This is a genomic window from Wukongibacter baidiensis (genome assembly GCF_050888315.1).
Taxonomy (GTDB): domain Bacteria; phylum Bacillota; class Clostridia; order Peptostreptococcales; family Caminicellaceae; genus Wukongibacter; species Wukongibacter baidiensis.
The window spans coordinates 3,553,646-3,567,585 of the sequence record NZ_CP138202.1 but is presented as its reverse complement, the minus strand read 5'-3'; the positions used below and the strand labels follow the sequence as shown (position 1 = coordinate 3,567,585).

16 protein-coding genes are annotated in these 13,940 nt (G+C 31.1%); 13 read left to right on the top strand and 3 right to left on the bottom strand.

The genetic code is table 11. The features are described 5' to 3' along the window. Positions 1–312 precede the first annotated feature (312 nt). From R9X47_RS16065 to R9X47_RS16040, 6 genes are all read left to right on the top strand, one after another. Positions 313–531 (top strand): DUF1653 domain-containing protein, encoded by a 219-nt coding sequence (locus R9X47_RS16065; RefSeq protein WP_432662071.1) that lies wholly within the window; start codon positions 313–315, stop codon positions 529–531. 128 nt (positions 532–659) lie between these two features. After that, a complete protein-coding gene (locus R9X47_RS16060; RefSeq protein WP_432662070.1) occupies positions 660–1,724 on the top strand; it encodes an undecaprenyldiphospho-muramoylpentapeptide beta-N-acetylglucosaminyltransferase in 1,065 nt (354 codons plus the stop codon). Between the two features lie 200 nt (positions 1,725–1,924). Then, positions 1,925–3,163, top strand: a complete 1,239-nt coding sequence (locus tag R9X47_RS16055; protein WP_432662069.1) for a GNAT family N-acetyltransferase — start codon at positions 1,925–1,927, stop codon at positions 3,161–3,163. A gap of 21 nt (positions 3,164–3,184) precedes the next feature. Then, positions 3,185–3,757: a hypothetical protein gene (locus R9X47_RS16050; RefSeq protein ID WP_432662068.1), complete on the top strand. Its 573-nt coding sequence runs from the start codon at positions 3,185–3,187 to the stop codon at positions 3,755–3,757. 18 nt (positions 3,758–3,775) lie between these two features. Beyond that, complete coding sequence (locus R9X47_RS16045) at positions 3,776–4,315, top strand: phosphatase PAP2 family protein (RefSeq protein ID WP_432662067.1); 540 nt, start codon at positions 3,776–3,778, stop codon at positions 4,313–4,315. A 142-nt stretch (positions 4,316–4,457) separates the two neighbouring features. After that, on the top strand, positions 4,458–4,994 hold the full coding sequence (locus R9X47_RS16040; protein WP_432662066.1) for a GNAT family N-acetyltransferase: 537 nt from the start codon (positions 4,458–4,460) through the stop codon (positions 4,992–4,994). A 187-nt stretch (positions 4,995–5,181) separates the two neighbouring features. Here R9X47_RS16040 and R9X47_RS16035 read toward each other — a convergent pair whose 3' ends face one another. Both R9X47_RS16035 and R9X47_RS16030 read right to left on the bottom strand, forming a co-directional pair. Beyond that, complete coding sequence (locus tag R9X47_RS16035; RefSeq protein WP_432662065.1) at positions 5,182–5,844, bottom strand: hypothetical protein; 663 nt, start codon at positions 5,842–5,844, stop codon at positions 5,182–5,184. 415 nt (positions 5,845–6,259) lie between these two features. Then, positions 6,260–6,622, bottom strand: coding sequence for a YccF domain-containing protein (locus R9X47_RS16030; RefSeq protein WP_432662064.1), 363 nt, complete (start codon positions 6,620–6,622; stop codon positions 6,260–6,262). Positions 6,623–6,812: 190 nt separating this feature from the next. Between R9X47_RS16030 and R9X47_RS16025 the strand changes: the two genes are divergently transcribed. From R9X47_RS16025 to R9X47_RS16005, 5 genes are read left to right on the top strand one after another with little or no spacing between them, the layout of a single operon-like run. After that, the gene (locus R9X47_RS16025) at positions 6,813–8,105 is read left to right on the top strand and encodes a DUF4652 domain-containing protein (RefSeq protein WP_432662063.1); all 1,293 of its coding nucleotides are present in this window, start codon (positions 6,813–6,815) and stop codon (positions 8,103–8,105) included. A gap of 26 nt (positions 8,106–8,131) precedes the next feature. Further along, positions 8,132–8,842 carry a GNAT family N-acetyltransferase gene (locus R9X47_RS16020; RefSeq protein ID WP_432662062.1) on the top strand — a complete coding sequence of 237 codons (711 nt, stop codon included), beginning with the start codon at positions 8,132–8,134 and terminating at the stop codon, positions 8,840–8,842. A gap of 38 nt (positions 8,843–8,880) precedes the next feature. Then, positions 8,881–9,750, top strand: a complete 870-nt coding sequence (locus R9X47_RS16015) for an SPL family radical SAM protein (RefSeq protein WP_432662061.1) — start codon at positions 8,881–8,883, stop codon at positions 9,748–9,750. Between the two features lie 47 nt (positions 9,751–9,797). After that, positions 9,798–9,968 carry a hypothetical protein gene (locus R9X47_RS16010; protein ID WP_432662060.1) on the top strand — a complete coding sequence of 57 codons (171 nt, stop codon included), beginning with the start codon at positions 9,798–9,800 and terminating at the stop codon, positions 9,966–9,968. A 25-nt stretch (positions 9,969–9,993) separates the two neighbouring features. Then, positions 9,994–11,082: a GNAT family N-acetyltransferase gene (locus R9X47_RS16005; RefSeq protein ID WP_432662059.1), complete on the top strand. Its 1,089-nt coding sequence runs from the start codon at positions 9,994–9,996 to the stop codon at positions 11,080–11,082. Positions 11,083–11,148: 66 nt separating this feature from the next. Here the strand turns inward: R9X47_RS16005 and R9X47_RS16000 are convergent, their stop codons facing one another. Beyond that, positions 11,149–11,526, bottom strand: a complete 378-nt coding sequence (locus R9X47_RS16000) for a YmaF family protein (protein WP_432662058.1) — start codon at positions 11,524–11,526, stop codon at positions 11,149–11,151. Positions 11,527–11,621: 95 nt separating this feature from the next. Here R9X47_RS16000 and R9X47_RS15995 point away from each other — a divergent pair, with 95 nt between their 5' ends. Both R9X47_RS15995 and R9X47_RS15990 read left to right on the top strand, forming a co-directional pair. Continuing rightward, a complete protein-coding gene (locus R9X47_RS15995; RefSeq protein WP_432662057.1) occupies positions 11,622–12,329 on the top strand; it encodes a DUF1361 domain-containing protein in 708 nt (235 codons plus the stop codon). A gap of 173 nt (positions 12,330–12,502) precedes the next feature. Further along, complete coding sequence (locus tag R9X47_RS15990) at positions 12,503–13,909, top strand: LiaI-LiaF-like domain-containing protein (protein ID WP_432662056.1); 1,407 nt, start codon at positions 12,503–12,505, stop codon at positions 13,907–13,909. The last annotated feature ends 31 nt before the right edge of the window (positions 13,910–13,940 follow it).

The following is a 13,940-nucleotide window of genomic DNA, read 5'->3' as shown; positions in this document are numbered from 1 at the left end:
GAACTTATAGAGAAATAATGTAGGGTTACTATTGTTTAAATAGATGAGGCAATTGCATAATTCTAACTTGGCAGAATTGCATATGCGAATATCATCCTTAATTTAATTCTTTAAAATAGAGCATATTTTGGTGATATAGCCTTAGGGTTTTTAAGACCATATATAGTAGAAAGTTTTTTTAGATGGTAATTATGCAATTTGTTCAGATAAAAATTGAAGTTAAAGGTAAGTAACTTTAAGATTTAATAAATTAGATTAAGTTAAAGTTATAACGTATAATATTAAATGTAATAGAATTAAGGAGGAACTACATTGATTGAAACAAAAGCTATAGTTGGAAAGAAGTATGAACACTATAAAGGTGGTCTTTATAAGATTACAAATATTGCAACCCACACAGAAACAGAAGAAGTCTTAGTTATATACAAAGGAATAGAAAGTAATAAAACGTGGGCTAGGCCAAAGAATATGTTTGAGGATACTGTGGAAATTGATGGGAAAATTATTAATAGGTTTCGACAATTGGATTAAGACAAGCTTTACCCTCGATTTGAGTAACAAATAGTATTTTTATATAATATAATTTATATTGAGGAATAATTACGTCTATATTAAAGATTAAAGGAATTATAAAAGTAGGATAGATGAGGTGTTATTTTATGAAACGTATAGTAATGACTGGTGGAGGAACAGCTGGACATGTTACTCCAAACATTGCCCTTATACCGAGGCTAAAGGAGTTAGGATATGATATACAGTATATAGGTACGGAAAATGGTATAGAGCGAAAATTGATTGAAAAGGAAGGAATTCCTTATCATATAGTTAATGCTGGAAAGCTTAGAAGATATTTTGATATGAAGAATTTTACAGATACTTTTAAAATTACCCAAGGCTTAATGCAATCCTTAGCAATAATTAATAAGCTAAAACCTAATATTGTTTTTAGTAAGGGTGGATTTGTTTCATCACCGGTTGTATGGGCTGCATGGATGAATAGAACGCCTATAGTAATCCACGAATCTGATATGACTCCTGGATTGGCAAATAAGATAGCTCTTCCATTTGCTAGAAAGATATGTTATACCTTTCCAGAGACAGAAAAGTATATCTCAAAGGAGAAGAGTGTACTTACTGGTATACCCGTTCGTGCAAGTTTGTTTGCTGGAGAAAAATTAGCAGGAAAAAAAATCTGTGGGTTTGACAATGATAAGCCTGTAATCCTTATTATAGGAGGAAGTTTAGGTTCACAGGTGATAAATAAGACGATTAGAGGCTCATTAAAGTCAATTTTAAATAGGTTCCAAGTCTGCCATTTATGCGGAAAAGGAAACATAGATAAGAATTACGAAGGAATGAAGGGATATAAACAATTTGAGTACGTAAGGGAAGAATTGGCTGATCTATTTGCCATGGCGGATCTAATTATCTCTAGAGCAGGAGCAACAGCACTTTATGAAATACTCGCCCTTAGAAAGCCAAATATATTAATTCCATTATCTAAAAAAGCAAGTCGTGGAGATCAGATATTAAATGCTGGCTCATTTAAAAAGCAAGGCCTTAGCCATGTTATCATGGAGGAGGAATTAGATAAAGAGTCGATTTTACAAGGTATAGATAAGGTATACGAAGGTAGGGATAGCTATATTAAGGCTATGAGCTCTAATAAGGCAGGGAATGGTATTGATGAGGTAATAAAGGTAATAAAGAGTTGTAGTAAATAAAGACATTGTAAAACAGCCTATATCTTAACTTTATTTGTAGTTAAGGTATAGGCTATTTTAATATTTTATCATTAAATGTAATAATTTACAGGAGATTAATAATCTTTGGAGAAATATTGTAATGCGAGATGTAAAGTAAGCTAAGGATTGATATTTTTTTGATATAAGATAATGGACATTTTTAAATTGGGGGGAGTAGTATGAGTACAATTAGAAAATTAACAGAGAAGGATATCGAGGATTTTGTAGAAATTTCCGCCAATGCATATTGTGGTTTTGGGACATTAGAACAGATGCGTAAGGCATATAGAGAATTTTTTCCTATAGTAGTAAATGAACTTGAGGATGATGATTTATTTGGATTATGTAGAGAAGAAAAACTGCATGGAGGCATGAGACTAATTGACTATAAAATGAAGCTATTATCAACGAAGGCAGCAGTTGGAGGTATAGGTTGCGTGGCAGTCGACTTAGTTCATAAGAAAGAGAAAGTTGCTAAAGAGCTTATGGAATTTGCCTGCAAGTATTTTAGAGAAAAGGGCATGAGTATGGCGGCACTATATCCCTTTAGAGTAGATTTTTATAAGAATATGGGATTTGGTTATGGTGTAGAGCGTAGGCAGTACAAGATAGAGCCAAAATATTTTCCAAAGGACAGCTCAAAGAAACATATAACATACCTAAATGAAGAGAGTAAGGATGATATTTTAGATTGTTACAATAGCTTTTTAGAAAAGAACAATGGAATGATGGAAAAGACGGAGCCATGTTTGGAAAGGTTGTTTAGAAAGGATAGAAAAATTGTAGGATATAAAAAGGATGGAAGGGTATTAGGATATATAAACTTTTCTTATAAGACTAAACATCTTCTTAAGAACGATATGGTTATACATGAACTTATTTATGAAAATCATGAGGTTCTTTTAGAGCTATGTACATTCCTACATTTTCAGGCCGATCAATTTGAAAGAATTATTATAAATACTCCAGATGAACATATACACTATCTCGTTAATAATCCGGAGAATGGGGAGTATGAAGCCTTTAATTCAATAAAAAACGAGTTCGGTGTATCTGCCATAGGGCTTATGTATAGGGTTCTTGATGTTAGAAAACTATTTAAAGATTTAAATTCTCATAACTTCAATAATCAAAGCTGTAGTCTTAAACTAACTGTCATAGATGATTTCGTTAAAGAGAACGATGGTAGTACAGTAGTAGAGTTTAAGGATGGAAAAGCGACTATTTGTAATAGTGAAGATTATGAAGTAGAGGTTGAGATTAAGGTTTCAGATTTTTCATCCTTGATTATGGGGGCTATAAGCTTTAAAAAACTAGCCGAATATGGTCTTGCTAGAATATCCGATGAAAAGTATATGAATATAATAAATAATATATTTTTAACGGATAAAAAACCTATGTGTATAACTGATTTTTAAAATTAAAGGAGTAGAGGATATATGGGCTTATACGGCTGGCTGTTTATAATATTTTTGATGTTAATTGGATATGTGGCCTATAATGATATAAAAAGAAAATATCCTTCGGAAAAGCTACTTTTTAAGGTCAAATCAGTGCCTATAAATGGAAACATTGTGGTATATATTGCTTTGCTGATATTATATGGGTGGATAGGTATAAAAGAAATAATTTCTATCTGGGGAGCAGATTATGAGAAGCCTATTAGTATTTTCTGGATTCCCGCAAGTATTGTTTGGATTCTTATATCCATTATCCATCTTTTTAGAGCATATAAAAGCGGAGAAATACGAAGTGATGGCATAACTACCATTGATGGTATTGTGGGATGGAAAGAAATCAAAGGCTATAATTGGATAGCAGGAAGAAAAAAGCATATAAAAAAATTAGGTGAAAAGAATAAAGTATACAGACAATATGAAAGACTGGAGTTTATATTAAATAGAGAAAGACTACTTTCAAATAAAGATATCAAGGTAGTATGGAAGGTTAAGCCAGAGGAAAAAGAAGAGGTAGAAAGATTGTTGAGTATATATATAAAGCAAATATACTAAGGAGCAGTGGTAATAAATATGTTAGATATTATTTTAAGTATAGATAAATGGATATTAGAATTTATTCAGACATATATGCATAATCCACTTCTAGATAAGATTATGCCCTTTATAACTAAACTTGGGAATTGGGGTGTTATTTGGATTATAATTTCTATCATTTTTATACTGAATAAGAAATATAGAAAAGCTGGCATCCTTGCAATATGTTCTTTATTGATAGTTGTAATTTTGGGAGAAGGACTAATAAAGAATATTGTTGCTAGGCCAAGACCATTTATGGAAATACCGAATATAGATTTATTAATTTCAAAACCAACATCATACTCTTTTCCATCGGGACACACGGCATCCTCCTTTGCAGCGGCTATGGTATATGCAAAGATGATTGATGATAAAAGGATAGTAATTCCTTTGGTGTTATTGGCCTCCATGATAGCCTTTTCTAGATTATATTTAATGGTGCATTATCCTACAGATATACTAGGAGGGATTATACTAGGATTGTTATCAACAAAATTGGCCTATGTTTCTTGTATAATATATAAGAAATTATAGATTGTAATTTATAAAAGTAATAATTATAAAGATATAGCATTATAATTAAACAGTAGAGATATATATGTGTAACCCAAAGGGTGTAATAATCCGGGCTTAGGTTGCGCATTTATATTATTAGGGAGAAATAGGGGAGAATGCTATGAAAAAGTATAGATTGAAAAATGGGATATTTGTAACTCTCAGAGAAGGTAAGGGTGAGGATGCGAGAAGAGTTATTGAATATATACAGAGAGTTGCCGGCGAAAGCGATAATCTTAGCTTTGGTAAAGGAGAGTTTAATACTACAGTAGAAGAAGAGGCTGCATTTATTGAAAGTTGTAAAACCTTAGCTAATGGCCTATTTCTAATTGCAGAACATAGGGGAAAGGTAATAGGATGCTTGACATTTTCTGGAGGTAATAGGCCTAGGGTAGAACATTATGGAGAATTTGGTGTTAGTGTTTTAAAAAGATATTGGGGACTGGGCCTCGGTGGGATAATGATTAGATATTTAATCGAGTGGGCAAGAGAAAGTGGAATAATTAAGAAGATAAATTTGAAGGTTAAATCAGAGAATATCAGGGCAGTCAATCTCTATGAAAATTTAGGATTTATAATGGAAGGCACTATTTCAAGATTTTTTTATCATAAAGGAAGATTTCATGATGTTTATGTTATGGGACTTGAGATTGAATAATTTTATGAAATGATAGGAAAAGAATATATAAACCCAGATTATTTATGAAAGATTGAAAACTTTGCTGAGTTCTTGTTTTAAAGACATGCGGCACAAAGATTTTCGGGATAGCTATACAGGCTATCATTGAATTCTTGGAGATTTTCTGTTCTATTATTACAAAATTTATTACATAACCTTAATTCATCTAATCAGTGACTTTTTTTAGTTCAAAACATGTTGCCTCTAATAACAAGATAAGTCTATCATTATTAACAATAAAAAAACTTACAGGTATACCAAGTTTGCTAGAAGAATCAACTATGCCTATATGTTTTACTTCATCATTTATATTTAAACCTGGGAGATCTATTTTAAATAATCTATAAAAGGAGTCTGAGTTATAACATATTGCTTTAATACTATATAATGGATTTTTTAGTTCATATTGATAAGCATTATAGTTTTTAAGTCCTTTCGATGAAAAAAAGGCTTTGTTGATTATAATTTTATCACCAATAATTTTTTGCCCTGTTGGATATTCGGAAGCATCATTATATGAATTGGCAAATCCTAAAAGTTTCTCAACTTTCCAAGTTCCATAGAAAGATTTTTCAGCTTCACTATCCAAATTTATACGTCCTACAAATGGTTTAGATGTATTATTAGGAATAATAGACTTATCCGTTTCAGATTTAGGATCACTAGAAGTAGCTGTTTGAGAAATATCTATATCTGGAGAAACAGTTGCATTTTTATTAATACATCCAACTAACCCAGTTAAACTAAATAAAATTACTAGTAACAACACAAGTCTTTTCATTTTATCAATCCCTTCGAATGTATTTTGTTTTTCTATTTCTTTTCCCAATAACTCATAAAAATTTTTTATACAAATCTATAATTTCAGCAATAGAATTAGTCATTTAAATACACTTATGTATATAATTTCCACAAGAAAATTATACCAGTACATTCCATGGAAGTACAGAAAAATTCTACTATTCTTTAAAGATTAATTTAAAATAGGGGTTTCAACTACATCTCAGACTTATCTTGACTATTATAAAAATACAAGTAGTTTTGCTTTCAAGGCGTTTACTGATTTTGAGGTCATATTAGCAGTATGTGAAGAAATTGATAAACACCTTATAAGTAAAAGAAAACAGCGGTTTTTTAGGTTTTGATAGATAATCTGTAGTTATAATAGTAAAATATTTAACTCTATGGAGAACCTCAAATCCTTTTATTTTAAGGAGAGGAAATACCATAGAGTTTTTCTAATGTTAATCTATATTTGTACCAAAAGGTACTAATGCTAGTTTCGCTAGCTTAAGATGTTGAACGGCAAAGGGGATACCTACTATTGATATTGCACATATTCCTGCAAATACCAGATGGGCTAAAAATAGTTCCCATCCTAAAACCAGTATCCAGATAATATTGCCTATTCCGCCAAACAGACCGAAATTACCTACATCAACGTCTTTACCAAAGGGACATAAAACCAACCCAGCTATCTTAAAGCACTGTAGGCCAAAGGGGATTCCTACGACTGTTATGCAAAGAATCAAGCCTGCAAGGGCCCAAAGGATAGCAACTATAATTCCACCTAAAACTAACCATAATAAATTTCCAATAAGACTCATAATTTCACCTCAAAATCTAATCTTATAATTTAATATATTCCAAGTTAGTATGAAAGTAAATGAAAATAGGCATTTTTTAATTAAATTCTAATAAAATTGAAAAAAATAATAAAAGGAAAAACATGAAAAGAATAGAAATATTAGTCTTATATAAAAATGTTTATATAGAGTGTATATATGGAGGAGTTTTATGAAAAAGAAAATATTTATAATAATAATAATTTTAGCCCTAATGGGATCTGCCCATTACATTAATCAAAAGGAAGAAAAAAAGGTGAAAATTAAAGAAATTGACAATCAAATACAGGAATTATTTAAACCAACGATTCAAAACACTACTTTTACAATAGATAATGATAAATATATTATTATAATAGATAGTGCTAGATTTAATGTAAATGAAGAGGATTACTTTAAAAGACTGGATGGAGAAGCAGCTATAGACTTTTCAGTTTATAAAAATGAGATAAAGGATGAAAATTTAATAGGTTCAAGCTGGTATAGTTCATCAATAAGACGAGACTTATTGGAAAGTCAATTCTTTATAGATAATGACGGGATGTATAGTAATGTTAGTAACATAGGTCTATTATTTTCAGCCTTTAATGATGTATATTATGACTATATTTACTCCTTGAACAATGAAACAGACTATACAGAAAGTAGTGCACATGGTTCCTTTGATGAGGAAAATATTGAGTTTGATAGGTCGGGAAGACCGACAAAGAAAGGGTATGTTCGCTATTACAGAACCAAGTCTGCCAAAAACCTAGATATGGTATTTAGCACAGGTTTTAATATGAATCCAGAAAAGGAGAAGTTGAATATATTTGTTGAGGTGGTAAATCTTCAGGAGACGATTAAGAATTCCAACCTAAATAAAGAGAAATTTAATTATAAAGACAAAGAAGTAACTCTCTATTATCATAAAATACAAAACAATAATATTGCTAAATATAACTCTGATCCGCTGATTATTAAGAAGGATGATAAACTAGAACTGATTGCATTAGCTTCCACTTCGATTCCAGATATATCACCAAATAAAAGGAGAATTGCCTATATAACACCCTATGAATGGGAAGCTATTGGAGAGTTATATATATATGATATGGATATAGAAGAGGAAGACCCTAAAAAAAGTATAAAGGTAATAAAGAGAGAAGATATTGGAGACCAGAATACTGTAAAAGTAGCTAAGTGGTTAGATGATAGGTATATATTAACCGTTGTTGGATTCGGCTATGGAACAGTAACTCTAGGTGGTGACCTATATTTATATGATATTGAAAACAAAACATTAGATTTAATTTTAGAGGCCGGGAGCTTCGATAAAACACTGCCTAAGGAACGCTTGGAAATCGTAGATTTTAATATCATAGATGATGATATATCTATAAGAGTAGCTAAGCATGATGAGAATTATATGGAGTATATCTTAGAAGAAAAAAATATGAAACTAATAGATATTGGATTAAAATAAATATTTCTTGAAGGGTAGGAAGAAAGATGGCTACAAAAGAAGATATAATAGGCTTTTTACAAGAAGATAAAATAAAAAATATTAATATGATTAACTTTATAGAGAGTTATCCAATTCATTATATGGAAAGGTTTAAGGATTCGGTAGTAGTAAAGGGAAAGAGCGATGAAAACTGGGTTTATCTAAGCAGCTCATCGGAGGAGGAATTAAAAACTTTACTTATGAGATGTGAAGAAGATGAATTTTTTGTAATTACAGAGGATTGGATGCTGCCACTTATTTTAGAAAATAGAGAGATAGACTGGAAGCTATCATGTATGAAGCTTGTATTTCCAGATGATAAGGAGCTCCCAAAATGTAAGCATGACATAAGAAAATTAAAGCCAAAGGATGCAGAGTACATTTTTCGAGGTTCGAAGTATAAGGAATATACAAGTATTGAATATATAACCCATAGAATAGAGAATGGAGTAGCCCTTGGGATATATGAAGGTGAAAAACTCATTGCGTGGCTCATGACCCATGATGATGGAGCAATAGGCTTTTTAAATGTATTGCCGGAGTATAGAAAAAAGGGATACGGATATGACCTTACAATAAGTATGATAGAGAATTTAAGAAGTATTAATGAGATTTCCTTTGTGCATATAGAAGAGGACAACTATAAGTCAATGAATCTAGCCCTAAAGACAGGTTTTGTAAAGGCTGGAAAGATACATTGGATAAAAAGAAAATAATCTGAGATAGTAATCTTGAAAAAGGAGAAGATTATGCCATGATAAAGGAAATAAGGGCAAAGAAAATCCTATCCAATTCAAAATATCCAGATCCTTGGTTTGGGATAAAGTACAATATGAATATATATAGAGGCTGCCAGCATAGCTGTATCTATTGCGATTCAAGGAGTCAATGCTATCAGATAGATAACTTCGAAGTAATACATGTCAAGATAAACGCTGTAGAGCTGCTTAAGAAGGAGCTTCAATCTAAAAGAGAGAAGGGAACCGTCGGAACGGGGTCTATGAGTGATCCATACATACCACTCGAGAAGGAGTTTAAGTTGACTAGAAAAGCTTTAAAGGTTATAGCCGGCTATCATTTTCCAGTTCATATGATAACAAAAAGTGACTTGGTAGTACGTGATAAAGATATTTTACAGGATATAAATCGTATATATGGAGCTGTTTCCTTTACAATTACTACTAGCGATGATAATTTGGCTAAAAAAATTGAGCCTGGAGCTCCTAGGTCATCTGATCGTTTTAAGGCTATGAAAATCCTAGCTGATGCTGGAGTATATACAGGACTAACTATGATGCCAATACTTCCATTTATAGAAGACAATGAGGATAACATAAGAGACATTGTTGAAAATGCAGCATCCCATGGAGCAAAGTATATAATACCTGGTTTTGGTATGACTTTGAGGGATCGGCAGAGAGCACACTACTATAAACAGTTAGATAAGTTATTTCCAGAGGTTAGAAAAAAATATGAGGGCAAATATGGAAATCAATATGGCTGTTCTACAAATAATGCTGATGAGCTTATGGGTAAGTTTAAAGAGCTTTGTAGTAAGTATGATATTAAGACTAGAATGAATAAATATGAAGGAGATAAATCGGAGCAGTTAAGTTTATTTTAACAACATCTTTTGAAAAAATTTCTAAAGTTTGAAGGAGTATATTTTTTATGGAAATATTATTTCTGATGTTATTCTTTTATATGGTTTATTGTATTGTATATAAATACCCAATGAAAATTAAAGATTTAGAGAATATGAATAAAATAGCAAAAATACAGATCGAGGCAATGGAAAAAAGGCTGTGTAAACTTGAAGATGAGAACAGTTTGAGAAAGTAGATTATAAAGCTTAAAGGAGAAAAGTATGTATCATATAAGAGAAATAGATGAGGGTTTGAGTAAAGAAATAGGAGAACTGATTAAAGAAAACTGGGGATCTCCAGTTATGATATCTAGGGGCCAAGTTCATTATATAGATAAACTACCAGGATATGTAATGATGGAGGATAATAAGATAATAGGGCTTATAACGTATAATATTAAGGATAATGAGTGTGAAATAGTATCCCTTGATAGTTGGATAGGAAACAAAGGGATAGGAAGTAAATTAATAAGTAAAGTAATTGAGAGAAGTGAAGCGTTAGGATGTAGCCGTCTATGGCTTATAACTACTAATGATAATACAAGGGCTATTAAGTTTTATCAAAAAAGAGGATTCAATATTAGTGGACTATACCTAAATTCTATAGTTAGGGCAAGAAAAATCAAGCCAGAGATTCCTTTGTTTGGTTATGATAATATTCCTATTCTCCATGAAATAGAATTTGAAATGATATTAAGCGATGAGGGAATAAAGAGCAATTTGAGCCTTAGCTATAATCACAAGGCAGACTATAGAGAAAAAAGTGAAATTCAGACATGGAAGATATCTGAAATAAATAAATTTCTAAGTTATATGAGAAAAGAAGAAAAGGTAAATCTATTAGACCTTGGAGCTGGAGCTGGGAAACAGGCTGAAGTATTTAAGGACAACGATATAGATGTTACTTGTATAGATATTTCCAAGGAAATGGTTAGACTTTGTAAGGATAGAAATCTTAAGGCCTATATCATGGATTTCTATAATCTGGTTTTTGGAAATGAGACCTTTGATGCTGCTTGGTCTATGAATACATTATTACATGTTCCTAAAAATAGCATAGGAAAGGTTTTAAAAAATATAAATAGAGTGCTTAAGCCTGATGGAATTTTCTACTTCGGACTATATGGAGGTCATAAATCAGAAGGAATATGGGAAGCGGATTTCTATAACCCTAAGAGATTCTTTGCTTTCTATGAGGATGATGAAATTAAAGAAATAGTAAAGAATGATTTTAAGATAATCGAATTTGATACTATACCAATGGGTAAGGATAAGCCATATTATCAATCATTTATATTAAGGAAAAAATAAGGAGAAAAGAGCTGAATCCAAAGAAAGAGACAGCTAGAGAATAACTGCCTCCTTTAAGATTTATATTTATTTATATGGCATTGATCGTGGCCCTATTGGATTCTGAATAAGAGTTGCAACTCTAAAATCATGGTTGTGGAAGAAATTACATGATGTAGTTCCTGATGCTCCATGAACATGACCAATAACATTACCATCTTGATCGCGAACGGGAATAACTGGTCCAGTTACTACTTCAACATCATGAAAATGATTGAAGAAGAAATCAGAAGTAGTACTTATTATGTGAACGTGACTATCTTCTGTTGGAATAACTGGTCCTGTAACTCCAGCGAAACGATGATTGTGAACTAATTCAGGACTATCTGGAGGGTTTCCTAAGATAACACTTCCTTCAAACTCATGATTGTGCTCCTGAACAGGGGCATTACATTGTTTCGGCATAAAATAACCTCCCTTCATTTTGGTCACTATAATATATGAGATAAGCTTTGAGGTGTGATAAAAAACTATGTACAATCTAGGTAAAAGGAGATAATATGATTGGTGAAAAAAGTATAATTGGAGAATATAAAAAGATAATAAGTACTTTGATACTTATTTCTATAATTGGTTTTATAATGATAGCTTTTAGGATATTTAGACAAGGAAAAATAACCTTTGCGTTCTTAATATGGAATCTATTTTTAGCGTGGGTCCCATTTATGGTGTCACTGATAATGAGCTATATAAATGCATCTAAAAAATATAGTGTGAAAAAGATAATAACCCTATTGGTCTTAGGATTCATTTGGCTAATATTCTATCCAAATGCTCCATATATTGTAACTGATATTATACATTTAAGTAATTATAACTACTATGCTCCATTAGACTATACACTTGGTTTTAATTCAAGCTTTATAATTTGGTATGACTTTATTCTTGTTATGCTGTTTGTTTTTACTGGATATATAATAGGCCATATTTCTTTATATATAGTACATAAAATGATAGAAGAAAAATATAGAAAAACTGTAGGATGGATATTTGTTTTTATAGTTTCCATTTTGAGCGGTTTTGCTATATATTTGGGAAGGTTTCTACGCCTCAACAGCTGGGAAATCATATCTAATCCAGTGGGGCTATTAAAGATGATACTTGAGAGTATAAATATAGAGTCACTAAAGTTTACATTGATGTTTGGAGTATTTATATTTTTGATTTATATGGCAATGTATGTATTGAATTTTATAAAAAAAGAGTAAAGATAAATTTATAGACTTTATCTTAAGATAAAGTTTATAAATTTTTTTGTTTTTTTGAAGGGATTTAAAAATAAGTGCCGTCAAAATTAATATATAAGCTTCAAAGAATCTACTACATTCTGTAGATTTATAAGTGAGTTTTATACAGATTAAGAAACAGAAGGAGGAGTGCAATGAAGGAGAGGAAGATAGGTATATTTACCCTCGCCATTACTCTAATACTATTGGGAGGACTATTTCTACTTAATAATTTCACTGATGTAAATATACATTATGTTTTGTCAATATTTTGGCCTTCCGTGATAATCTTACTTGGATTAGAAATTGTTTTTAGTAAGGCTATTTTGGGGAAGGATGAAACGAAAACTAAATTGTGTATAAGTGGCAAAAGCATTTTCTTTATACTGGTGATAGTATTTATGTCCTTTATATTATCTTTGATTCAGAAAATTCCACTAGACCTAACTATTAATGGAAATTTTATACCTATATCATATAAGAAAGAAACTAATGTAAATAAAGATATGACAATCGATGTAAAGGATAAAAATAAGCTTAAGGTCATTAATGGTTTCGGCTATGTTAATGTAAAGCAAGGTATAGAGAAGGATATAAAAGTTAGCATGTCAGCAACCATAAGACATAACTATGAAGAAGAGGAAGCTCAGAGGATAGCTGAGAACCTTTTAGATGTTATAAATGATGGCGGTGATTCTATTAAGCTAATAAACCAAAGAGAAAAGTATACTAGAGATAATAAAATAGGAGGTGTAGAAGTAGACTTGGATATAACAATACCTCCTGGGATAGATGTAGATATTACTAATGAACATGGGGATATAAGCTTAATGGACAGTGAAGGCTCGGCTACAATTTATAATGAACATGGAAATATTTTTGCTGACAATCTAAAGGGTGATCTAGATATTAAAGATGCCCATGGTGAGGTCGAGATAATAAACATAAATGGAAAGACTGTTGTTCAAAATAGACATGGGAATATTTCTGCAAAAAATATTGAGAAAGATCTTAATATAATAAATGAACATGGAGATGTTAGTGTCAGTACTGTTAAGGGGAATGTAGAGATTGATAATTCTCATCAGCCTATAGAGGTAGAAAAAATAGTGGGAAATCTAGTTGTTGAAAGTGAGTTTTGTAAAATAGATATAAATGAAGTAGGAGGAGATATAAAGGTAAATGGAAGACATGAAAAGATAGGGGTAAAAAATATAAAAGGGAATGTTAGAATAAGAAATGAACACGGAAGGATAAAATTGTCTAATGCTAATAAATCTATAGAACTTCAAAATAGAAATGATGAAATAGTTTTTGAAAGTGATAAAGTAATAAGTGACAAACTTAAAGTAGAAAATGAACATGGCAGAATTGATATAAGGTTACCTAAAAACCAAGAGGGTAGTTTTTACGTATTTACAAGACATGGACGGATAAATAACGATTTTGACTTAAAGGTAAACACAAGCAATAACGAAGAAAGTATTAATGGGAGTATAGGAAAGAAAGATACAATAATAAATATCAAAGCAGAAAATGGGGATATAAGAATAGAGAATTAAAAGGATTGGGTTAGACACGGTGGTGATTTGA